Genomic DNA, 22,434 nt, shown 5'->3' with positions numbered 1-22,434 from the left:
TTTGCCCGGACTGCTGCTTTGCTGAGGATCTGCTCGGCGGTCTTTGGTCAGCGGGAGGGTTCGCAGCGCTGGTTGTAGCTGTCGATAAAGGCGCGGACGGCGCCGACGAGCTCGGGCACGCTGGTGAAAGTGCCGCGACGGATGGCCTGGCGGGTGATGATCGCGAAGAGGATCTCGTCGGGTAGCCCCGGCGCATTGCTGCGCCGGGTCCCCTTAACGCTTGCTAACACTCGACCGCAGCCGTTGGTAACCCGTACCCGGCTCCCCGGACGGGGGTCGCACCTGCTCGCCCCTCTCGCGGATCGACAGCAACTGTGACAACCCGGCCCGGACGAGGACGCCCGTCGGCGGAAGAGTGCGGACAACCGCCCGAGGTCGCGAACGCCGGACAGACGACGGCGGACGACCTGCACAGAGCTTGTAAGCGACGAGTCGCAACCGGCGAGCCACGTCGACCACAAGCGCATCATCTGATCACACCACGTAGTCAACCGCTTGCGCGGCAAGGCTCGCTCCGAAGAGCCGTGAAGAGCGAGACTGACCGTGGGATGTCTTGACCGCGGGGTCGCGCCCTTGGTGCGTGTGGCGGGTCGCAGCGGGTAATGGTCGCCGGCACGCCGACTGTCGACACAGCGACTAGGAGTGAGCGATGCGCACACGACACGCCTCGGCCGGTGACCTCGCTTCCGTAGGCTTCTTGGTCCTGCGCTCCGCACTGGCGACGAACATCTTGTGGATCGGTGCGCTCAAGTTCAAGCAGTACGAGGTCGAAAACATCGAGCCCCTGGTCACCTCGAGTCCGCTGTTCTCGCGGTTCCGCGAGAAGTTGGGCGGACAAAAGCTCAACCGACTCATCGGGGTCACGGAGATCACCGTGGGCTCTCTGATCGCCGCGAAGCCGCTTGCGCCCAGAGCGTCGGCGATCGGTAGTTTCGGGGCGGTGGGGATGTTTCTCACTACGCTCAGTTTCCTGGCGACGACGCCCGGGACTCGGCAGGAAGGTCAGGGGATGTTGAGCCTTTCTCTGCTGGGGCAGTTCCTGTTGAAGGACACGGTGCTCCTCGGTGCCTCTCTCCTGACAGCTGCCGAGTCTCTGCGCGCCGCCCGCCCTCGATGATCCCGGCAGGGCGCTCGGGGACAACAGATCCACTGGCACGGATGGGTCCGGGTGAGGCTGGCTGTCCCTGGCCAGGAACAGTCCCATGTGAGGAGCCGTACTGGCACGGCAGCGGCTACTTCGGCTGGCTTGAGGGGAACACGGGCCGTTTCGGCTAGCCCGGGTGTTTCAGGATCGGTGATCCACCCAGTGGGCGGTGAACGCGAAAGTGCCTTCTGAGCTGGGATGATGAGGCTTGTCGAAGGTCTCAAACCAACCCGGACGTAAGGCACTTTCCGCGTGCACAGTATCCGGTCGCGTCCCAAGCTCACCGCCGACGCCACTGGCGTGGTCGCCCATGCCGGTGCCCGGCTGGTGGCAGATCTCGCCGATGTCACCGGCCTGACCGCGGCGTTCAGCGATGCTCTGGCCGGGCAGCAGCGGCGGGACACCGGCCACGACCCGGGACGCGTCGCGGTCGATGTGGCGGTTATGCTCGCCGACGGTGGGGAAGCGATCAGCGACCTGGCGGTGCTGCGCGACCAGCCGGAGCTGTCCGGGCAGGTGGCGTCCACCCCGACGGCATGGCGTGTCCTGGCCGGGATCGGGCTTGACGAGTTGACCGCCTTGCATGCCGCGCGGGCCCACGCTCGGGAGGTTGTGTGGGCGCAGGCCGCCAAGACCGGCAACGGTGTCCCACCGGCCCGCGCCGGTGGCCGGGACATTCCTGGCCTGGTAATCGACCTCGACGCCAGCGTGGTCATCACCCACTCGGAGAAGGAACACGCCGCGGCAACATTCAAACACAGTTTCGGCTACCACCCGTTATTCGGATTTCTGGATAACACCGGCGAAGCCCTTGCCGCGATCCTGCACCCCGGCAACGCCGGGTCGAACACCGCCGCCGACCACATCACCTTTTTGGACGCCTGCCTGGCCCAGATCCCCGACCACCACCGCCACGGCACCCCGATCCTGATCCGCACCGACAGCGCCGGGCACACCCGCGAGTTCCTGATGCACATCCGGTCCCGGCGCGCCCGCGGCATCGACATCCGCTTCTCCATCGGCGCGCCGATCACCACCAGCATCCGACAGATGCTGGCCTGGCTGGTCGACCAACCCGACTTCTGGACCCCCGGCCATCGACTCCGAGGCGGCGAGGATCCCGGCGCTGGCCACGCCCTGCATCACTCGGGCTGCGACGAAGGTGCCGGCGTCGGGGGCGGCGGCGGCACGTGGTGCACGAGTTCGGGCCCGATGAGCTCGCGTTGCTCACCACGCTGGCCAACGACGCCGGCAACGTGCTGGGAAGCGGGCTGCTTGTGATGTGCCCCAAGTAGCCGTCGCCGTGGGGCTGGATCCGGTCAGATGCGGCGGTGGTTGCGGACCGCGGCTTCTAGCTGGGGGAGCCGGGGGGCGAGCGCGGCGTCGACGGCGAGCGGGTCGTTGGCGTGCATCTGCTGCATCGCCCGCCGGGTCGGCAGCGAAGTGTTGATCTCGTGCTCGTCGCGGGTGAGGGCCTCGAGTAGATCGGTGACGACCTCGCCGACCGGCCTGCGGCCGAAGCCGAGGTCCTCCCCGGCGAGCGAGCTGTCCATCATCTCGGTGGCGGTCGCGCCGGGGTAGGCGGTCGCGACGTGCACGCCTGTGCCGTGCAGCTCCCGGCGCAGCGCGTGACCGAAAGCGGCGATGCCGGTCTTCGTCGCCGCGTATGTGGCGTAGAAGGGCAGGCTGACCAACGCGATTCCGCTGGAGATGGCCAGCACGATCGAGGTGTGGCCCGCGTCGGCCGCGGCGCGTAGGTCGGCGATGGCGGCGCGGGTGAGCAGGATCGGCGCGAGCAGGTTGAGCTCGACCATGGCGCGGATGTCGTCGACGTGGACGTCCTCCAGCCGGCCGGCGCGGACGTTGCCGGCGTTGTTGACCAGCAGGTCGATGCGTCCGAGCCGGCCGCGCGCCTCGGTGACGATCCGCTCGGGTGCGTCTTCTGTCGTGATGTCGGCGGCGAGGACGTGTGCGGTGCCGCCTGCCGCGCTGACCATTGCGGCGGTCTCGTGCAGCAGCGGCTCGCGGCGTCCGACCAGCAGCAGGTGGGCGCCGCGGCCGGCCAGGGCGATGGCCAGCTCGCGGCCGATCCCGCTGCCGGCGCCGGTGACGACGCCGTGGCGGTCGGTCAGGTCCATGTGGTGTTCTCCGGGTGGGGTGTGAGTCCGGGCTGGGGCGTGCGGATGTGGCCACACGCCCCAGCTCCGGGCAGGGGTAGGGCGGGCTCAGCTCTGCTGCTGGTAGGCCAGGTCGGCGGCGGTCAGGCCCTCCAACGCCATGCCGTAGGGTACGCCCTCGGCGAGACGGCGTAGCAGCCGCTGGTTGAGGGTCTGCTTCTGCAGCGATCGGTACAGCCGCGGCTTCGCGGCGAGCTTGCGGGCGATCTCCAGCCCGCGGGCGTACGCCTGGTCGTGCGGCAGCACCTCGTTGACGACGCCCCACCGCTCAGCCGTGGCAGCGTCGATGGTCTCGCCAGTCCACAGCAGCCACTTGGAACGCGCGGTGCCGACGGCCTCCTCCCAGACGACCTGCAGCCCGTCACCTGCGGTGATGCCGAAGGCGGGGTGCGGGAAGTCGCCATAGGTGGCGCGCTCGGAGGCGATGTGGATGTCGGTGAGCAGCAGGTACTCCGAGTGCACGGTGGCGGGCCCGTTGGCCACGCCAATCACCGGCATCGGCAGGTTGAGCAGCCGCTGCAACACTTCGGAGCCCTCGCGGCGGATCTTCTCCCAGTGCGCTGGCTTGAAAATCTCGCCGAGGCTGTTGCCGTCGATCGAGTCCATGAAGACGTCGCCGGTGCCGGTGATGATCATCGCCTTGTTGTCGGCGTCGGCCGCGATCGCCTCCAGCGCCTTCGGCAGGTCCTCGTGGGTACCTCCGGTGAAGGTGATCGGGCCGCCGTCGGTGTGGAACCGGAGCGTCAGCACGCCGTCGTCGGTGCGTTCGAAGGCGAGTTCCTTGTACTGCGTGAAGTAGTCCGGGGTCATCGTCGTGCCTCTCTTACCAGTGCGGATGGGAATCAAACGCGCCGTCACAAATACAGAACGTTCTGTTCGCGGTGATGTGCCGGCCAGTGGCTGTAAGTCATCCGCGGGCCGGATGTTTCCCACTGAGCTCTTCACGCGACTTATGGCGGCCATAAACAACACGCGACCGTTCGCCTGCGGGGACCACGCGCCGTCGATGGGGGAGCTGGCGACGGCGGCGACGAGAATCCACCTGTAGTCGACGATGTCCTTCTGAATCAGGGTGCCGCCCTGCCGAGCGCGGCGTACAGGAGACCAGCTGTACGGTGGGGAGGGTGGGCGTAGTCCGAAGATGACCAGGGTGCCGGCGGCGGGTAGAGCTGAGGAATGACGATGCCACGCATCGGTGATAGCGGTTCCTAGGCTGTCGCTGTGGCGGGTGTTGCTGGTGCGGAACATGCGCGGCATCCGGTTGATGATCATGAAGCTATCCGCCCCTCTGAGGACCGAGCCACGGCATATGGCGCGCTTATCTCCGGTGAGGAGGATAGGAGCGGGCCTGTCCGGCACCTCGGCGGTGGCGATCACGGGGTCGTAGCCGGTGACCGCGGCGGTGAGTACCTCGCGCTGGCGGCCGTGGAACTCCTCCGCCTTGCAGAACTCCTCCCCTTGCGCCAGGGCGTAACCGCCGGCCGTTTCAGCCGCGGCGGCGCCGAGCGGGAGGTCCACGAAGGTACCGCCAACGCTTACCACCCGCTCCTTCGCCGCCTGCCGGATGTCGTAGGTGCGGACCACGGCGCCGAGCCGACGGGCGGTGGCGATCGCCTGTAGCCCCGGCCCACCAGCACCCAGTGCGGGAGGGATGGTTCCCGCCGCGGTCGTCATCATGGGCAGGATCTTGTTGACTGGTGCGGCTGCGAGGAGCGCCGAGCGGTATCCGGCGATGGGGGACTGCGAGGAGCGCACGTCCATGGGCTGCGCTTGGGTGACGCGAGGCAGATGGTCGAGGGAGAACGCGGGGATACCGCGATCGGCGAGGCCGCGGAGCGGGCCGGGATGGCTGAGCGGGTTCGTGAGCCGATCACGGCCGTACCCCATACGTCCGGAGCCGGACAGGTGTACCTGCGGCACGACATCGGCGCCAAAGGCTGCAGGCTTGGTGCCTGTGCGGGCGCCCGCAACACTCGGTCGGGTGGTCCGCTCTTTCTCTGGCGCTGTGCTCGACCACAAATCTCGTGGCCCTGACCGGCAAGTGTCCGTACTTCGTTGGGCGTGAGAGCTACCCGCGTCTCTCCAGCAACGTCTTCGCCGAAGCGCATTTATGTCGTTGTTTCACGCTGCCGTCCGTAGGCCGCGCGCATTTGTGCTTATGAGTTGAAGGGAAAACGGAGGGCGCCGTGACAGAGACGGCGCCCTTCCGAATTCGGGCCTGGAAAGTGGCGCACTTCCAGATCGGTCGAGGCGGCAGTGCAGCGGGTGGAACGTGAGATCGCCCGCGGCGCTGCTGGGTCCTATGCGATGCCGAGGGCCATGAATCCGCCGTCGGCGGGAAGGGTGACGCCGGTGATGTAGCTGGCCTTTGGCGAGGCGAGGAATACGATGACCTCGGCGATTTCCCGCGCCGAAGCCAGGCGGCCCAGCGGGACCCGCGCCCCCAGCTCCTCGAAGGCCTCCTCGCCGATCATGTCGACCACGTTGTCGGTTTTCGTGTGGCCGGGCGCGACGGCGTTGACCCGGATGCCGCTGCCGCCGAACTCAACCGCCCAGGTATGGGTGAGAGAGTCGACTGCGGCCTTCGTCGCGCCGTAGACGGAGGTTCCCCCCATACCGCTGAGGCCTGCGATCGTGGTGACGTTGACGATGCTTCCCGCGCCCTTGGCTGCCATCGTCTTCGCTACGGCGGCGGTCAGGAAGTAGGTCCCGCGCATGTTGGTGTCGACCAGGGTCGTGAACGTGTCCAGGCCCTGTTCCAGCGTCGGGGCGAACGGGAACGCGCCGGCGTTGTTGACGAGGATGTCAACCTCTCCGGCCGCTTCGGCGAGGTGGCGAACTGAGTCCAGGTCGCTGAGGTCGGCGGCCACGAACTTGGCCCGTCCGCCCGAGGCCTCGATTGCAGCCACGGTGTCGGCACCCTTGGTGGGGTTGCGGCCGGAGACAATGACGAATGCGCCTTCCGCGGCGAGCAGGAGTGCTGCCTCTCGGCCGATACCGGACGTGCTGCCTGTGACGAGCGCGGTCTGGTTTTGCAGTTGCACGTGGAACACCTTTCCGTGGAATGTTGAGGACGCCCGTACCCACGGGTCCGACTGTTGTCGCACCTGTGGGTAGACCCTTCGCCGGTGCTGCGCGGGTCGTAACGAGGGCGCCGACGACTTCAAGCACCCGCGGAAGCAGGGAATTCCAGCGTGGCTATTGGCGCACCTTATGGCCGCCATAGGAAGTACGGCGGCATCACCCTGCTAATGGCCCCCTGGATAATTGAGCTGATCGCGGTGGCGACGTCGAACGCTTGGCGTGGAGCCCGACCCCGACGTGCCGGAGCCGCTTCTGGCCGTACCACCGGTTCATCCAACACGGTCGTACGCCGGTCAGTCGGTACGCGGGGCGTGACTAGGTCTGCTATTGGCGTTGCCTATGGCCGCTATCGAAATCGGCTATGGCCGTTGTGGAATCGATCGGCAGCGACTGGCGCTTAAACCCACGTCACCTCACGAGGTGATGCGGCACAGGGCGCGGCATGCTGGATGTGGTTCATGGCGCCCGGTGCAAATCGGAATAGAAACCTAAGCTTATTTTGGGGTGGAGTAACTATGGGACTGCTGGAAGGCAAGGTCGCGCTGGTCACCGGAGGTACTTCGGGGATCGGTCGGGTCAGTGCGGTCCTCCTTGCCAAGGAAGGCGCCAAGGTGGCCTTCACCGGGCGGCGCGAGGATGCCGGCCGGGAGGTAGCCGAGGAGATTACGAAGGCGGGCGGCGAGGCGCTGTTCATCAAGGCGGACGCCACGGACTTTCACGGCGCGGTGGGCGTCGTGCAACAGATCGTTGACCGCTTCGGCAGGCTGGACGTGGCGTTCAACAACGCGGGAACCGCTGCGGTCGGAGCCCTGACCGAACTGGACGAGAAGGCGTGGGACCACCTCGTGGACGGAAACCTCAAGGGCGCCTTCTTCTACCTGCAAGCCGAGGCCGCTCAGATGAAGCGGCAAGGTGGCGGCGGCTCGATCGTGTTCAACGGATCGGTGTTCGCCGAACTAGGCACGTGGGGCATTTCGATCTACAGCGCCAGCAAGGGCGGGGTTGCCGCATTGGCCCGCGCGGCGGCGGTGGAACTCGGACCTGACGCGATCCGCGTGAATACCGTCAACCCGACCGTCATCCGGACCCCGCTGACCGAGGCAGGCATCACGAGGACGGAGGACGGAGCCGAGTACCACCCCCATGGGGAGAAGATTCCCCTCGGACGCATCGGCGAGGCGGAGGAGGTCGCACAGGTGGTGCTTTTCCTCCTGTCAGACCGTGCCTCGTACGTCACCGGTCAGTCCCTGATGGTGGACGGTGGACAGAGCGTGAACTGACGCTCCGGGACGACGGACTGGGTTCTGCGATAGGTCGACCTCCGACTGCCCGGTACGGCGCGTTAGAGGAACGGATGCCAGACACCGACAACTCGTAGCTGGATGATGCCAGCCGGTCTGCCAGAAGGACGAGGGGACGACGCGGAGGCGTCGGCGGTGAACGATTTCACCCATCAAGGAGATCCGCCGATGCCTCCGTGGGCGACAACCGCTTGAGCGCCTTCCGCCGCACAACTACCGCATCACACCGGAGCCGACGCTACTGCCCGTAACAGTCGGCACTCAAATTGAATCACGGCACCGAAGGTGCTCTAGAGAAGAGAGTGATCAAATGTCGGAACGCGTGGGGAGCAACCGTGGCGGCGCGACGGCCCAGATCGGGGTGACCGGGCTCGCGGTCATGGGTCGCAACCTGGCCCGCAACCTGGCCCGGCACGGCTACGCGGTGGCCGTACACAATCGAACTCCTGTGCGGACCCGGAGCCTGATCGCCGAGCACGGTCACGAGGGGACCTTCGTGCCGAGCGAGTCGATGGCCGACTTCGTGGCGTCGCTGGAACGGCCGCGCGCCGTCATCATCATGGTCAAGGCAGGTGGCCCCACCGACGCGGTCATCGACGAGTTGATCCCGCTCCTGGAACCCGACGACATCGTCATCGACTGTGGGAACGCCCACTTCGCGGACACGCGGCGTCGTGAGGAGGCGCTGCGGGCGCACGGGCTTCACTTTGTCGGCACCGGCGTCTCGGGCGGCGAGGAGGGGGCGCTGCTCGGGCCGAGCATCATGCCCGGCGGCTCGGCCGAGGCGTACCGCAAGCTCGGGCCGATCTTCGAATCGATCGCCGCGCAGGTCGACGGGGTGCCCTGCTGTGTCCACGTCGGCCCGGACGGCGCCGGCCACTTCGTGAAGATGGTGCACAACGGCATCGAGTACGCCGACATGCAGCTCATCGCCGAGGCGTACGACCTGCTGCGGGAGCGGCTGGGTGCCACGCCGGCGGAGATCGGCGAGGTCTTCGGCACCTGGAACGAGGGCGACCTGGAGTCGTTCCTGATCGAGATCACCGCCGACGTCCTGAAGCATGTCGACGCCAGGACCGGCAAGGCCTTCGTGGACGTGGTCCTCGACCAGGCCGAGCAGAAGGGCACCGGCCGGTGGACGGTGCAGAGCGCGCTCGACCTTGGTGTGCCTATCACGGGGATCGCCGAGGCGACGTTCGCCCGGTCGCTCTCGGGTCACCCCGAGCAGCGGGCGGCCGCGGCCCGCGCCTACGCCGAAGCGGGCGGCGAGGCCCCGGCCGGCGCGGTCAACCGGGACGCCTTCATCGAGGACGTCCGTAGGGCGCTCTACGCCTCGAAGATCGTGGCGTACGCCCAGGGCTTCGACCAGATCCGGGCCGGCAGCGAGGAGTACGGCTGGCAGATCGATCCTGCCGCCCTCGCGACGATCTGGCGCGGCGGCTGCATCATCCGGGCCCGCTTCCTCAACCGCATCCGCGAGGCGTACGACAGCGACCCCGACCTTCCGACGCTGCTGGTGGCTCCGTACTTCGTGAAGGGCGTCGCCGACAGCGTCGCCAGCTGGCGACGCGTGGTCGGCTATGCCGCGCAGGCCGGCGTTCCCGCTCCCGCCTTCGCCTCCTCGCTGGCCTACTACGACGGCCTGCGGCGGGACCGCCTGCCGGCCGCCCTGATCCAGGGCCTGCGCGACAACTTCGGCGCCCACACCTACCGGCGGGTCGACGCCGATGGCAGCTTCCACACCCAGTGGGCGGGCGACCTCACCGAGACGCCGGGCTGGCCCGAACAGCCAGGTGTCACGGAGGACCCTGCGGTACCGCGGAACGGATGAGAGGGGTCCCTTCCTCGCATGCGCGCCGAGCGTCACAACCTGGCCGGCACGGCTGCGGGCACCGGAGCGGGATTGACCGGGGCGAGTCTGAGGTGAGCTGGCTCCCAGCCGGAATAGCGATCAATGTGGATGGCATTCGACCAGGTGCCGGTGGCCGCGGCGGTGACCCGCGGCGGAAGAGGGGCCAGCCACCGCGGGTTCCCGTGGCAGGTGGTCCTCGTTAGAGAGAAGGCATGGAACATGACCGACGCACTACGGCAGCTGAGCCAAGAAGGAGTGGCCGTCTGGCTGGACGACCTCAGCCGGTCCCGCCTGACCTCGGGGAATCTCGCCGGGCTCGTACGTGACCGGCATGTGGTGGGGGTCACCACGAACCCGACCATCTTCCAGGCGGCGATAAGCGGCAAGGACGACTCGTACGACGCGCAACTGCGCGACTTGGCGCTGCGCGGGGTCACCCCGGACGAGGCGGTCCGGATGTTGACCACGGCCGACGTCCGGGCCGCGGCCGACGTGCTGCGGCCTGTGTACGACGCGAGCGGCGGCCGCGACGGGCGGGTCTCGATCGAGGTCGACCCGCGGCTGGCGCGCCGCACCGAGGCCACGTTCGCCGAGGCGAAGCAGCTCTGGTGGCTGGTGGACCGCCCGAACGTGCTTATCAAGATCCCCGCTACCGAGGCGGGTCTGCCGGCGATCACCGCGACCCTGGCAGCCGGCATCAGCGTCAACGTCACCCTGATCTTCTCCGTGCGGCGCTACCGGGCCGTGATGGAGGCCTACCTCGCCGGACTGGAGCAGGCCCGGGCGAACGGCCACGATCTGTCCACCATCGAATCGGTCGCCTCGTTCTTCGTCTCCCGGGTGGACACCGAGATCGACAAGCGGCTCGCCGGGATCGGCGGTGAGGCCGCCGAGGCGGCCCGCGGCAAGGCGGCGATCGCCAACGCCCGGCTCGCCTACCAGGCGTACCAGGAGGTCTTCGGGGATCTCGAGGCGGGCGTCGCCGCGAGCGACCGGTGGGCGGCGCTGACCGCGGCGGGCGCCCGGCCGCAGCGCCCGCTCTGGGCGTCGACCGGCGTGAAGGACCCCGCCTACGAGGACACCCGGTACGTGACCGAACTGGTCGCCCCGGGCACGGTGAACACCATGCCCGAGACGACCCTGAACGCCACGGCTGACCACGGCAAGATCATCGGGGACACGGTCCGCGCCGGTTACCCGGCGGCCCAGGCCGACCTGGCCAGCCTGGCCGACCTCGGCATCTCCTACGACGACGTCGTGCGAACGCTGGAGGAGGAGGGCATACGCAAGTTCGAGGCCTCCTGGACCGACCTGCTCGCCACCGTCGGGGCCGCGCTGAAGAGGTTCGCGGGACAGGGAGCGTCCGAATGAGCAGCGTGCTTCTCGAGCCGGGGCGGGAGGTCGCCGGCTGGGTCAACCCGCTGCGCGACCCCGCAGACCGGCGACTGCCGCGGGTCGCCGGCCCCTCCGGGCTAGTGATCTTCGGGGTGACCGGAGACCTGTCCCGCAAGAAGCTGATGCCGGCGGTCTACGACCTGGCGAATCGCGGGCTGCTCCCGCCGGGCTTCTCGCTGGTTGGCTACGGTCGGCGGGACTGGACACACGAGCAGTTCGCCCTCCAGGCACGCGAGGCGGTCACCAGGCACGCCCGCACCCCGTTCCGCGAGGGGGTGTGGCGCGAACTCGCGGCCGGCATCCGTTTCGTCCGGGGCGACTTCGACGACGACGCCGCCTTCCAGCAGCTCAAGGCGACGGTGGACCAGCTCGAGGAGGAGCGCGGCACGGGCGGCAACTTCGCCTTCTACCTCTCGGTGCCGCCGAAGTCCTTCCCGGACGTGGCGCAGCAGCTCAAGCGGCACGGGCTGGCCGACGCCCCGATCGGTTCGTGGCGCCGCGCAGTGATCGAGAAGCCGTTCGGCCACGACCTGACCAGCGCGCAGGAGCTCAACCGGATCGTCCACGACGTCTTCCCGGCGAACGAGATTTTCCGGATCGACCACTACCTGGGCAAGGAGACGGTCCAGAACATCCTCGCGCTGCGCTTCTCCAACTCGATGTTCGAGCCGATCTGGAACGCGTCGCACGTGGACCACGTACAGATCACGATGGCCGAGGACATCGGCATCGGCGGCCGGGCCGGCTACTACGACGGCATCGGCGCGGCCCGTGACGTGATCCAGAACCACCTGCTGCAGCTGCTCGCCCTGACCGCGATGGAGGAGCCCGCCTCCTTCTCACCCGACGCCCTGCTCGCCGAGAAGCTCAAGGTGCTCAGCGCCGTCAATCTCCCCGACGATTTGGGCCGGGACACCGTACGCGCCCAGTACACGCACGGTTGGCAGGGCGGCGAGGAGGTCCTCGGCTACCTGGAGGAGGAGGGCATCTCGCCGGACTCGCGCACCGACACTTACGCGGCGATCAAGCTGGAGATCGCCAACCGTCGGTGGGCCGGGGTGCCGTTCTACCTGCGTACCGGCAAGCGGCTGGGCCGTCGGGTCACCGAGATCGCGGTGGTCTTCCGGCGCGCGCCGCACCTACCGTTCGATAGCACGGCGACCACGGAACTGGGGCAGAACGCCCTGGTGATCCGCATCCAGCCGGACGAGGGCGTGACGATGCGGATCGGTTCCAAGGTACCGGGCAGCGCATTCGAGGTCCGGGACGTGACCATGGACTTCGGCTACGGCGGATCCTTCACCGAGTCGAGCCCGGAGGCGTACGAACGGCTGATCCTGGACGTCCTGCTCGGCGACCCGCCGCTCTTCCCGCGGCACCAGGAAGTCGAGCTGTCCTGGCGGATCCTCGACCCGATCGAGAAGTACTGGGAGGAACACGGCAAGCCCGAGCAGTACGTCGCCGGCAGTTGGGGACCGACTGCGGCGGACGAGATGCTTGCCCGAGACGGACGGAGCTGGCGCAGGCCATGAGCATCGAGTTGACGAACACCACATCGAGCCGGATCAACCAGGCCCTGGTAGAGGCCAACCGGGCCGGCACGCCGGGCAGTGGCACCGTCCTCACGCTGGTGATCGACACCGACGAGGGCGGCGCGCACGACGCGCTCAAGGCCGCCGCCGAGGCATCCCGGGAACACCCGGCCCGGATCCTCGTCGTGATCAAGCGGCCCGGCCCGGGACGACCCGGCCGGCCGGCCGGGTCGCGGCTCGACGCCGAGCTGCGGGTGGGTGCCGAGGCCGGCGCCGGCGAGGTGGTCCTGCTGCGGCTGCACGGTGAGCTGACCCGGCACGCCGACTCGGTGGTGCTGCCGCTGCTGCTGCCGGACGCGCCGGTGGTGGCCTGGTGGCCGGAGGGCGGGCCGGACGACGTGGCCCGGGATCCGCTGGGCGCACTGGCTCAGCGCCGGATCACCGACGCGGCCACCGCCGAGGCGCCGATCGGGCAGTTGGCGTTCCGCGCCCCTGCCTACCGGCCGGGCGACACCGATCTGGCCTGGACCCGGATCACCCCGTGGCGCAGCATCCTGGCCGCCGCGCTCGACGAGCTCCGGACCGACGTGCAGTCGGCGATGGTGACCGGCGAGGCGGAGAACCCCAGCGCCGAGCTGCTCGCGCGGTGGATCGGCAACCGGCTCCGGGTACCGGTGCGCCAGTCGGTCTCCGACGGTCCCGGGATCACCGCCGTACGGCTGCACACGCACGTCGGCGACATCGCGCTGAAGCGGACGGACGGCCAGTTGGCCACCCTCTCGATGCCGGGCGAACCCGACCGGCGGATCAGCCTGAAGCGGCGGGAGACAGCCGACCTGATCGCCGAGGAGCTGCGCCGCCTCGACCCGGACGACATCTTCGCCGCCGCCGTACGGCACGACGTGGGCGAGCCAGCCCCGACGAACGGGACCACCGTGGAGAGTGCTCCCGTGACGCCGGCCGGTCACGAACACCACCTGCCGGTGCTCGAGCAGGGACAGCCGGTACACACGCTGGCCGCCGCGAACCGGACCAGGGCCCCGGCCAGTTGGGGCCATCACGACGAGGAGCCGAGCCACGTCTGACGCCGAGGTCCGCGACGAGGGCCGACTCAGCCGCCTGCCCGAGTGGAGCGCGCTGGCTCTGTTGCATCGGGCGTGGGCAAGATCGAGGAAGACTTGAGCTGTGAATGCGTTGACTCGTTCTCGCTCTTGGCAGCCGCCGAAGTCGGCGTTTGCCGGCTTTCGTTTTCCGGCCGAGGTGATCGTCGTCGCGGTCCGCTGGTACCTGCGGTACAACCTGTCCTACCGCGACATTGAAGCTGCTGACCGAACGCGGGGTCGTAGTCGATCACGTCACGATCTACGGGTGGGTACAGCAGTTCACGCCGCTGCTGGCCGACGCGGCCCGATTCGCCCGCCAGTCGCCGGCTGACCGGTGGTTCGTGGACGAAACGTACGTGAAGGTAAACGGGGTGTGGCGGTACGTGTACCGGGCAGTCGACCAGTACGGGCAGGTCATCGACGTGCTCGTCTCGGCCCGCCGGGACGCCGATGCGGCCCGGCGGTTCTTCCGACGGGCACTGTCGACGTTGAAGGTGACACCGAGCGAGGTAGTCCCCGACGCCGCGCCGGTCTACCCCGGTGTGCTTGACGAGTTGATTCCGCAGGCATGGCACCACGTCGAGCGGTACGCGAACAATCCAATCGAGGCCGACCACAGCCGGCTGAAACACCGGCTACGACCCATGCGTGGCCTACGAACGGACAAGACCGCCCAAGTGATCATTGCCGGCCACGCCTTCATGCAAAGCCTGAGACGCCGCTACTCCGAGATCGCCATCGAGGTTCTACCGGTACGACGGATCGCCGCCGCGTTCACCGAACTCGCCCGAGCGGCCTGACCCGGAGCCTGATACCGGGTTCAACGTGCCCAGGGAACCGTCAACGCAACAGAGCCTCTCGGCACGGGCCTATGGCGATCTCCGAGCGTCATGCCGGACCGAGCGAGAACTCGTGTCGGCGTACAGGTTCGCGTGCCCAGCCGGGTACGACCGTTCATCCGTACCTACCTGGGGACACGGACTCGTACGCCCACACCTCGCCTCGGTCGACTACTGGCCCAAGCAGCATGGCCCCTGCCCGCTGTTCGTTGAGATCGGTAGCCCGTCGCCGCCAAACGAGGCCAACGTCCTGGAGCCGGGCGTGTGGCGGCTCGACTTGCTCGTTTGTGGCGACAACATCTACGCCCAGCGCTATTACGTCACGGTGTCATTCGACGGGACCTGGCCTCGGCTGGATGGCCCGGAAATCTCGGACCATCTCCTCGTCCGCGGCCCGTCGTCGCGTGTGCCGACCGGCCCGGCGCGACCGAAACGACCCCACGCCGAACTCTGAGGTGCTCGGCCGCTCGCCGGGCGGCGCCACAGCCGGGTTCCCACGATGCCCGAGAATGGCTATTGGGCGGCGCCCGTATGCGGGTTACACGGCCGGAGGGCGCGCCGCTCACATCGCCCACCGCAGCGTGTCAGCACTGAGCGCGTTGATGCCGGATGCCAGCCAGTTGGACCGATTCACGCCGGATAGGGCTGGTTTGTGGGACAGTCTGCGTAAAGGACGGTGGGGCGCCTCGTGCTCGCCTGGGCTCGGGCTGTCCTTTCCGTCGAGGAGGATGTGGTGGCGCTGCAGGGCATGCCCGCGGCTGCACGGGACTCGGGTTGGGTGCGGCGCTCGGCCGCCAACTCGCCGGGCGTCGTGCGGGTGGTCAACGTGATCATGCTGCCGTCGCCCGCTGCCAAGCCGTCGGCCGCCCCCTCCTGCCTCACCCAGCCCTCACACCCCCGACCGTCACGAACACGGGGAACAGATCCTGTCGCCGATTGCGCAGTGTGCAGCGCGCCGCTCGGCAGGGCGCCGTTTGGTAGACGACCGGCGTCGTCCGGCATGTCACTACGGCCTACCCGGAAGATCCGGCCTTCGTCGACAACGTACAAGCAGAGGTGCGCGACCAGATCCTGCGCCTGCGCAACCATCCGAGCCTGGCACTGTGGTGCGGCAATAACGAGATCTACTTCATGCAGTCCGCGATCGCCTCGTTCCAGGGACACCCCTGTGACTGCCCGGCGCCCTGTCCTACGAACGCACCATGCCCGACCTCGTGCGTGAGCTCGACGGCCACAAACCGTACTGGCCGGGTAGCCCGTACGGCGGTGCGCACGCCAACAGCCAGTCCGAAGGCGATACGCACAACTGGACCGTGTGGCACGGCATGACCAACGAATCCGACCTCACCAAGCTGCTCACCCAAGGCCCCACGGCCGAGGAGGTCGCCTACAACGGGTTTGCCGAGGACACAGGCCGATTCATCAGCGAGTTCGGCATTCACGCCTCCCCGGTCTACGAGACGCTGCGCCGCAGCGTTCCCGCCGACCAGTTGTTCCACCACAGCCCGTCGTTGGACCACCACAACAAGGACAACCCCAAGAACAAGATCGACCTGCAGCTGGTCACCACGACCGGCCTGCCCCGCGACCTCGAAGAGTTCTTCGACTCCAGCACGATCGCGCAGGCCGAGGGCCTCAAATTCGGTATCGAGCACTTCCGACGCCGCATGCCGCACTGCTCGGGCACGCTGATCTTGCAGTTCAACGACTGCTGGCCTACGCAGCGCTGGAGTGTGGAGGACTTCTACGGCTTCCAGAAGGCCGGCTACTTCTACCTCAAACGGGTCTACGCGCCGGTGCTGGCCTCGTTCAAGGCAGCTGACGACGGCGGCGTCGAACTCTGGATCACCAACGACACCCAGGACCCGGTAGGCGATGTGCTGCACCTGCACCATGGCTCGGTGGCCGGCGAGTCGCTGTGGCAGGAGCAGATCGCGCTCGACGTCCCGGCCGCCACCAGCCAGCCGGTATGGCGCGCCGCACCGCAGCGCCTGCAGGCCTCGCCGGGCACCTACCTTGCCGTGCGGTCGCCGGACGGCCTCATCCCGGCCAACCGGCACTTCTTCACCGCGATCAAAGACCTCGAGCTGCCCCGCGACACACAACCCGCGGTCGACATCCGATCCGCCGACGAGCACACGCTGCAGGTCGAGCTGACGGCACCGGCCTATCTGTTCTTCGTGCATCTGCTGGTCGCCGACGAGAACACCCGCTACGACGACAACTACTTCGACCTCATCCCGGGTGAGACCCACATGGTCACGATCCGCAACGCGGCCCGGCCGCTGACACCGGACATGGTGCAGGTCAAGTGGCGCTCCCCGCTGGACGGCGCGGGCAGCGCACCCCAAGCAGCACACAGCAGTCCGAACCACGGGGTCGCATCATGAACGGTCTCGACGGGAAGGTCGCCCTCGTCACCGGGGGCGGCACGGGCATCGGCCAAGCCATTGCCATCCGCCTGGCCAGGGAAGGCGTGATCGTCGCCATCAACTACCACGCGCGGCCAGACGGGGCGATCGCCACCCAGGAGGCGATCGAGCAGGAAGCCGAATCGCGGCCGGGCGCCGGCCGCGACCCCGACGCCCGGACGATGCGGGTCAAGGCCGACGTGTCCGACGAGGCCGCCGTCGGCCGGATGTTCCAGGAGGTCGTGGACCAGCACGGCCGGGTCGACTTCCTCGTCAACAACGCCGGCATCCAGATCGCCGCCGACTCCCACGAGATGTCGGCTGGCGACTTCGACAGCGTTATCGCCGTCAACCTGCGCGGCGCGTTCCTGTGCGCCCGGCAGGCCCTGCGTCACTTCGTCAGCGAAGGGCGATCCGGTGCCATCGTCAACGTGTCCAGCGTGCACGAGGAGATCCCGAAACCGCAGTACGTCGGCTACGCCGTCAGCAAGGGCGGCATGCGGAGCCTGACCCGAACCCTGGCCTTGGAGTACGCCGGGCGCGGCATCCGCGTCAACGCGATCGCCCCGGGCGTCACCATCACCCCGATCAACCGCGCCCTGCTCGACGACCCGGCCGAGCGGGAGACGATCGGCGCCCACATCCCGATGGGCCGCGCCGGCACCGCCGAGGAAATGGCCGCGGTCACCGCGTTCCTGTTCTCCGACGAAGCGGCCTACATCACCGGCCAGACGATCTTCATCGACGGTGGCCTGTCACTGTTCGCCGACTTCCGCACCCCTTGGTCGAGCGAATGAACAGACAGCAGGCCATGCGCGAGCCGGAGAACGTCAAGGTCGTGGTCGACATGACCGCGTCGACGTAGACAGAGGAGTCGGCGTCATGCGCGTGTTGGTGATCGTGGCGGTCCCGCCGGGGTGGCCGCCGCGCTCAAGGCCGCTGAACTCGGGGCGCAGGTGACGCTGGTCGAGCGGCGGCGGGTCGGCGGCACCGCCCTGAACGAGGGCCCGGCGCCGGTGCGTACGCTGGCCCGCGCCGCGCGGCTGGTGCGGGACCGGAGCTCGTGGCAGGCCTTCGGCCTGCGTGGCCCGGCGCCGCAGGTCGACCTCGCCGCGACGCTGGCCAACGCCCAACGCGTGGCCGACTACGCCCACGAGCGCAAACACCTGTCCGACTACATCCGCTCCCTGGGCGTCGACCTCACCGAGCAGGTCGGCGACCTGCGGTTCGTCGACGCCAGCGCCCTGGCCACGGCCGACGGCCGGACCTTCACCGGGGACCCGATCATCCTCGCCGTGGGCGGGCGCGCCGCGCGGCTGCCGATCCCGGGCGCCGAGCTGGGCCTGACCTTCGAGGACATACGGACGCTGACTACCCTGCCCGGCCTGCGTCATCGGCGCCGCCGACACGGCTGCCAGCTCGCCTCGATCCTGGCCGACTTCGGCTGCCAGGTCACACTCATCGAATACGGGCCGCGGATCGTCGCCCGCGCGGACGCCGCCGTCTCGGCCGGGCTCGAAGCGGACTCATGTCCCTGGACGAACTGTCCACCGCCCCGCCGGCCGTGCAGGCCGCTCTGCTCCGCCTCGTGCTCGAGCGACGGATCGGCAGCCTGTGCCTGCCGGCCGGGTCCGGATCGTTGCCGCCGCCAATCCACGAACCTCGGCGGCCGACGGCTGGGAGCTGAGCCCGCCGCTGGCCAACCGCTTCGTCCACCTGCAGTGGACCCACGACCACGAGGTCGTCGTACGCGGTCTGGGCGGGACCTGGCCCCGGGCGACGCTGCCCCGGCTCGACCCGGAGCGGCTGTCGGGGGCCGTCACCTTTGCCCGACGTGCGGTTTGCGGACTCCTGTCGGCCCGCCCGGGGCTCGTGCACCGGCTGAGCACCAGTGAGGCCGGCCGCGGCGGTCCGTGGCCGTCGCCCCGCAGCTGGGAGATGACCCTGCGCCTGATCGCCTTCGCGACCGCCGCCGACGCCTCCCGAGAGGTCCTGTCGATGCTGGTCAGAGGCATCGTGGGCGACGGCCCGGGACTGGAGCTGCTGGCCAGCCTGGACCGGATGGACCTGCCCGACCCCGAGGTGCTGCTGGCCGACCCGGCCGCCGCCGTCCTGCCCGAGCGGGGCGATCTGCGCCAGGCCGTGCTGGACGGCGTGGTGGAGGCGGTGCGCCGGCGTCCGGAGCGGTCCCGCTGGGACGCGGCCCGGGCGCTGCTGGTCCGGGCGTTGGAGACGGGCGCCCCGGACCTGGTGGTTGTTCCCGCGTCCACCCTCGCCCGGCTGCGCCGGGAGGACTGGGACGTGCCCGCGTCGATCGAGCTGCTCGCCGGGGCGGTGTCCCTGTCGCGGCGGGCCGACCGGGCGGCGGCCCGGGTCGCGGCCGCCGCGAGCCGATGACCACGGACCACGCCGGGACGCTCGACCGGGACAAGCTCTTCACCGCCCGACTGCACGCCGCCCGGGTCCGGCCCTACCTGGCGGCGGCGCTGTTCGCCCCTGCACGTGGTCGAGTCCCGGCGGGTGCCGACGATGGCGGTGGACCGGTACTGGCGGTGCTACGTCTCGCCCGCGTTCGTGGACCGGACCCCGGTGGAGGAACTCGCCGGAGTGTGGGTGCACGAGGTCTCGCACCTGCTCCGAGACCACCACGGACGCGGCGACCGGGTCGCGTGGGAACGCGGGCTGACCGGGCCGGAGGAGCGACTGCGGATGAACATCGCCGCGGACTGCGAGATCACCGACGACGTGTTCGGCGACGGGCTGGCCCGCCCCGAAGGCTCCGTCGAGCCCAGCTCGCTGCTGCTGCCCCAAGGGCAGCTGATGGAGGACTACCTGCGGCAGTTCCGGCTCGGGCGGCGTACCCAGCACCTGGCCTGGACTGCGGCAGCGGCGCCGACGGGCTGCAGCGGGAGTTGGACCTCGGACCGGACGGTGCGCACGCCCTCAGCCCGCAGGAACGGGACGCGGTGCGGTTCCGGGTGGCGGAGGGCATCACCGCCCGACGGGGAAAACGTCCCCCAGGGCTGGCGGCGGTGGGCGCAGCAGGCGTTCCATCCACCGCAGCCGTGGCGGGAACTACTGGGAGCGGCGGTCCGTTCGGCGGTCTCCGCGCCCGGCGTGGGCGAGGACTACACCTATGGCCGGCCGTCGCGGCGCTCCGCCGGCATACCCGGCGTCGTCCTGCCGGCGTTGCGGCGCCGGCCCCCGCGGGTCTGCGTCATCATCCGTCGCATTGCCGAGCGTTCTACGTGAAGCGGCAGACGTCATCCACACTGGAGGTCATGGTTCCATGAGGTCCTACACCATCACTGTCGCCGCGGACGATCCCAGTCAAGCGACCACGACCCTGAAGGTCGAGGTGAGCGACACTATCCCGCGCATCACCGAACTGGTGGTACGCGCCGGCCAGGGAGACGGGCTGACCCCAGGTCAGATCCCCGCGGTCGATCTGGACCTGCTCTTGAGGGCGGTCGCGCCCGCCGCCAGCGGGCGACAGGCGATAACCACGCCGCCGATTGCCGTACCCGACGACGCTCCGGCCGCCGGCGGTGATTCCGTGGACGTCGGTGAGCCCGTCGCCGAGCCGACGGAAGTCCAGGCCACCGCCGCAACAGCCGCTACTGATGAGCCGGCCACGGGTGGCCCTGTGGGCGCTGGTGCGGCTGACGTCGTGGTGCCCAAGCAGGTGTCACCGGCGACCAAGGCAAGCGAGGCGAAGAAGGCCAGCCGGGCCTCGGGAGCTGGCGCGACCCGCAGCCGAGGGGGCAGGGAGAAAGCCGCAGCCGGCGCCAAGGCCACGAGTACCGCGGGGAAGTCGACCACACGGACCGCGAAAGCCGGGGCCTCCGGAAGCGAGGGGCGGGTGTACCGACGCTCGCCGGCCGATCTCGAAGCGGTCTACCAGCAGGCCGGAAGTGTGACGGCTGTCGCCGACCACTACAACGTGCCCCGCCATACTGACCAGGGGTGGATCCGAACCCTGCGCCGCCGGCAAGCCGGGCCAGGTTCCGAGTAGGGAACCGGGCGCCGGTGTCGGCGTACGGGTCAACGTGCACAGCGAGGTGCAGGTGAACCTACACAGCGTCGTGCAGTTGGACGATGAGATGAGCGGAGACAGCCTGACGCTCCAACCTCTCACGAGCCGACCAGTGGACTCAGCGAGCTTCGCGGGAAGGGGTCAGCGACCGTCGTGACGTTCGGTAACCGGTGACGTGACATCGACTGGGCGGCGCATCCGCTTCTGGCACCCCTTTATGTCAAGGCGCCGCTGGAACCAGGGGTTTAGGGTGGTTGGTGGCGGGTCCGGGAAGTGGCTTGTCCGAAGGGCCGATGTCCGGGGTCAGGTCGGTCACGCTGGATTGCAGAGTCGTCCCCGAGTGCCCTCCCGGTCCTGCCACCTGCCGTCGTTTCTGGTCTTGGACCATGCGGGCGTAGACGACGTTGGACAGCCGCCGCTTCAGGGCGCGCATGGCTTCCATCGAGGTCTTCCCGGCGGCCTTCTTCGCGTCGAAGTAGGCGCGACCTTGGGTGCGGTTGCGCAGCTGAACGACGGCCATGATGTGCAGCGTGCGGTTGATGCGGCGGTTGCCGGCGCGGGAGAGCCGGTGGCGTTGCTGGGCGCCGGAGGAGGCGTCCAGGGGTGCGGTGCCGTTCCAGGAGGCGAACCGGTCGCGGTCGGCGAAGCGGTGGATGTCGCCGACGTCGGCCAGCAGCCGGGCGGCCCCGGCGGGACCGATGCCGTGTAGGTCCATCAGCGTCGAGCCACGGGCGATCACCAGGGCCTTCAGGTCCTTGTCCGCTGATTTGATCTTCTTGTCGATGCCCTCGAGTTCACCGATGAGCTCGACGGCGAGGCGGCGTCGGGTCTTGCCGACGACGTCGCGGGGTTTGACCGTCGCGATCAACGCGCGGGCCTGCGGCGCGGACAGGAACTTCTTCGCGCCGCCGGGTAACAGTTCCAGCAGCAACCGGTGCAGCCGGTTGATGGTCTGGGTGCGGGCGCGGCCCAGCTCGTCACGCCGGTCGGCGAGCATGCCCATCACCTGCAGGTCCGCATCAACCTGGACCCGCACCAGGTTCGGGGTGCGCAGCGCCACCATCGCCACCGAGTGCGCATCCACCGCATCGGTTTTGCGGCCGTTGCCGGTGGCGAACACCCGCACCTGTGCCGACAGCTTCGCCGGCACGTCCAGCACGACCTCCCCGTCGTGGACCAGGCGGTGAGCGATGTGCTTCCCGATGCCGTTGCAGCCCTCCACCGCCCACACCCGATCGGGGTGCCGGCGGCCGGCGGCGAGCATGTCGGCGTAGCCGGCCTTGTCGGTGCCGTAGCGGCCCACCGCCAGCACCCGGCCGCGTTCGTCGACGACCTCGATGGTGGCTGAGCTCTTGTGCGGGTCCATCCCGATGATCACGGTCATCGGCGCCTCCCTTGGCTGAACTCGGTGAGTTGTCAGCAAGGAGGGCACCGCTACTTCGAGCAGAACAAACCCCTTTCCAGCCTCTCCTCGCGCGGTGCTCGGCGAGACCGCAGGCCATGAGAGAGCCACACCAATGACACCGGTGGGCAGCCGCAATGTGGGAGCGTCTCGCCGAG

13 protein-coding genes and 6 pseudogenes are annotated in these 22,434 nt (G+C 69.0%); 14 read left to right on the top strand and 5 right to left on the bottom strand.

The genetic code is table 11. From position 1 onward, the window contains the following. Positions 1-56: 56 nt before the first annotated feature. Positions 57-176, bottom strand: a pseudogene (locus ACLQ2U_RS30430) (IS630 family transposase); the annotation flags it as partial. A gap of 473 nt (positions 177-649) precedes the next feature. Here ACLQ2U_RS30430 and ACLQ2U_RS30425 point away from each other — a divergent pair. Both ACLQ2U_RS30425 and ACLQ2U_RS30420 read left to right on the top strand, forming a co-directional pair. Continuing rightward, on the top strand, positions 650-1,117 hold the full coding sequence (locus tag ACLQ2U_RS30425; protein WP_425754337.1) for a YkgB family protein: 468 nt from the start codon (positions 650-652) through the stop codon (positions 1,115-1,117). A 279-nt stretch (positions 1,118-1,396) separates the two neighbouring features. Then, a pseudogene (locus ACLQ2U_RS30420) lies at positions 1,397-2,200 on the top strand (transposase); the annotation flags it as partial. Between the two features lie 263 nt (positions 2,201-2,463). Here ACLQ2U_RS30420 and ACLQ2U_RS30415 read toward each other — a convergent pair. The 3 genes from ACLQ2U_RS30415 to ACLQ2U_RS30405 form a co-directional block, all read right to left on the bottom strand. Continuing rightward, positions 2,464-3,282, bottom strand: a complete 819-nt coding sequence (locus tag ACLQ2U_RS30415; RefSeq protein WP_425754336.1) for an SDR family NAD(P)-dependent oxidoreductase — start codon at positions 3,280-3,282, stop codon at positions 2,464-2,466. A gap of 87 nt (positions 3,283-3,369) precedes the next feature. Further along, positions 3,370-5,241: an enoyl-CoA hydratase-related protein gene (locus ACLQ2U_RS30410; protein ID WP_425754335.1), complete on the bottom strand. Its 1,872-nt coding sequence runs from the start codon at positions 5,239-5,241 to the stop codon at positions 3,370-3,372. Positions 5,242-5,621: 380 nt separating this feature from the next. Continuing rightward, positions 5,622-6,365 carry an SDR family NAD(P)-dependent oxidoreductase gene (locus tag ACLQ2U_RS30405; protein ID WP_425754334.1) on the bottom strand — a complete coding sequence of 248 codons (744 nt, stop codon included), beginning with the start codon at positions 6,363-6,365 and terminating at the stop codon, positions 5,622-5,624. Between the two features lie 555 nt (positions 6,366-6,920). On the opposite strand from ACLQ2U_RS30405, the gene ACLQ2U_RS30400 reads away from it, so the two are divergent. The 12 genes and pseudogenes from ACLQ2U_RS30400 to ACLQ2U_RS30345 all read left to right on the top strand — a co-directional run bounded on the left by ACLQ2U_RS30400 (position 6,921) and on the right by ACLQ2U_RS30345 (position 20,853). Continuing rightward, positions 6,921-7,685: an SDR family NAD(P)-dependent oxidoreductase gene (locus tag ACLQ2U_RS30400; RefSeq protein ID WP_425754333.1), complete on the top strand. Its 765-nt coding sequence runs from the start codon at positions 6,921-6,923 to the stop codon at positions 7,683-7,685. Positions 7,686-8,016: 331 nt separating this feature from the next. Then, positions 8,017-9,537 (top strand): NADP-dependent phosphogluconate dehydrogenase, encoded by a 1,521-nt coding sequence (gndA, locus tag ACLQ2U_RS30395; RefSeq protein ID WP_425754332.1) that lies wholly within the window; start codon positions 8,017-8,019, stop codon positions 9,535-9,537. A gap of 240 nt (positions 9,538-9,777) precedes the next feature. Further along, entirely contained in the window at positions 9,778-10,929 is a 1,152-nt protein-coding gene (tal, locus tag ACLQ2U_RS30390; protein WP_425754331.1) for a transaldolase, read from the top strand. Continuing rightward, positions 10,926-12,485 carry a glucose-6-phosphate dehydrogenase gene (gene zwf, locus ACLQ2U_RS30385; protein WP_425754330.1) on the top strand — a complete coding sequence of 520 codons (1,560 nt, stop codon included), beginning with the start codon at positions 10,926-10,928 and terminating at the stop codon, positions 12,483-12,485. Before tal ends, zwf begins: the two co-directional genes overlap by 4 nt. Next, on the top strand, positions 12,482-13,570 hold the full coding sequence (opcA, locus tag ACLQ2U_RS30380) for a glucose-6-phosphate dehydrogenase assembly protein OpcA (RefSeq protein WP_425754329.1): 1,089 nt from the start codon (positions 12,482-12,484) through the stop codon (positions 13,568-13,570). The genes zwf and opcA overlap by 4 nt, the downstream gene beginning before the upstream one ends. A gap of 109 nt (positions 13,571-13,679) precedes the next feature. Then, a pseudogene (locus ACLQ2U_RS30375) lies at positions 13,680-14,388 on the top strand (IS6 family transposase). Positions 14,389-15,629: 1,241 nt separating this feature from the next. Further along, complete coding sequence (locus ACLQ2U_RS30370; protein ID WP_425754328.1) at positions 15,630-16,817, top strand: glycoside hydrolase family 2 protein; 1,188 nt, start codon at positions 15,630-15,632, stop codon at positions 16,815-16,817. After that, positions 16,814-17,635 (top strand): glucose 1-dehydrogenase, encoded by an 822-nt coding sequence (locus ACLQ2U_RS30365; protein WP_425754327.1) that lies wholly within the window; start codon positions 16,814-16,816, stop codon positions 17,633-17,635. Before ACLQ2U_RS30370 ends, ACLQ2U_RS30365 begins: the two co-directional genes overlap by 4 nt. 117 nt (positions 17,636-17,752) lie before the next feature. After that, positions 17,753-18,298: pseudogene (locus ACLQ2U_RS30360) on the top strand (FAD-dependent oxidoreductase); the annotation flags it as partial. Positions 18,299-18,339: 41 nt separating this feature from the next. Continuing rightward, positions 18,340-19,235: pseudogene (locus tag ACLQ2U_RS30355) on the top strand (AAA family ATPase); the annotation flags it as partial. Continuing rightward, positions 19,232-20,063 (top strand): annotated as a pseudogene (locus tag ACLQ2U_RS30350) (DUF2201 family putative metallopeptidase); the annotation flags it as partial. The pseudogenes ACLQ2U_RS30355 and ACLQ2U_RS30350, both read left to right, overlap by 4 nt. Positions 20,064-20,127: 64 nt before the next feature. Next, positions 20,128-20,853, top strand: coding sequence for a hypothetical protein (locus tag ACLQ2U_RS30345; protein WP_425754326.1), 726 nt, complete (start codon positions 20,128-20,130; stop codon positions 20,851-20,853). A 241-nt stretch (positions 20,854-21,094) separates the two neighbouring features. On the opposite strand, the gene ACLQ2U_RS30340 is transcribed toward ACLQ2U_RS30345, so the two are convergent. Then, complete coding sequence (locus ACLQ2U_RS30340; RefSeq protein WP_425754325.1) at positions 21,095-22,258, bottom strand: IS110 family transposase; 1,164 nt, start codon at positions 22,256-22,258, stop codon at positions 21,095-21,097. Between the last annotated feature and the right edge of the window lie 176 nt (positions 22,259-22,434).

The organism is Micromonospora sp. DT47, assembly GCF_049844475.1.
Lineage (GTDB): Bacteria > Actinomycetota > Actinomycetes > Mycobacteriales > Micromonosporaceae > Micromonospora.
Note: the sequence above shows the minus strand (reverse complement) of the source record. Positions and strands in the feature narration are given on the sequence as shown.

Coding starts and splice junctions, on each gene's coding strand:
- ACLQ2U_RS30425 (WP_425754337.1), top strand. CDS start 650: ATGCGCACACGACACGCCTCGGCCGGTGACCTCGCTTCCGTAGGCTTC.
- ACLQ2U_RS30415 (WP_425754336.1), bottom strand. CDS start 3,282: ATGGACCTGACCGACCGCCACGGCGTCGTCACCGGCGCCGGCAGCGGG.
- ACLQ2U_RS30400 (WP_425754333.1), top strand. CDS start 6,921: ATGGGACTGCTGGAAGGCAAGGTCGCGCTGGTCACCGGAGGTACTTCG.
- gndA (WP_425754332.1), top strand. CDS start 8,017: ATGTCGGAACGCGTGGGGAGCAACCGTGGCGGCGCGACGGCCCAGATC.
- tal (WP_425754331.1), top strand. CDS start 9,778: ATGACCGACGCACTACGGCAGCTGAGCCAAGAAGGAGTGGCCGTCTGG.
- zwf (WP_425754330.1), top strand. CDS start 10,926: ATGAGCAGCGTGCTTCTCGAGCCGGGGCGGGAGGTCGCCGGCTGGGTC.
- opcA (WP_425754329.1), top strand. CDS start 12,482: ATGAGCATCGAGTTGACGAACACCACATCGAGCCGGATCAACCAGGCC.
- ACLQ2U_RS30370 (WP_425754328.1), top strand. CDS start 15,630: ATGCCCGACCTCGTGCGTGAGCTCGACGGCCACAAACCGTACTGGCCG.
- ACLQ2U_RS30365 (WP_425754327.1), top strand. CDS start 16,814: ATGAACGGTCTCGACGGGAAGGTCGCCCTCGTCACCGGGGGCGGCACG.
- ACLQ2U_RS30345 (WP_425754326.1), top strand. CDS start 20,128: ATGAGGTCCTACACCATCACTGTCGCCGCGGACGATCCCAGTCAAGCG.
- ACLQ2U_RS30340 (WP_425754325.1), bottom strand. CDS start 22,258: ATGACCGTGATCATCGGGATGGACCCGCACAAGAGCTCAGCCACCATC.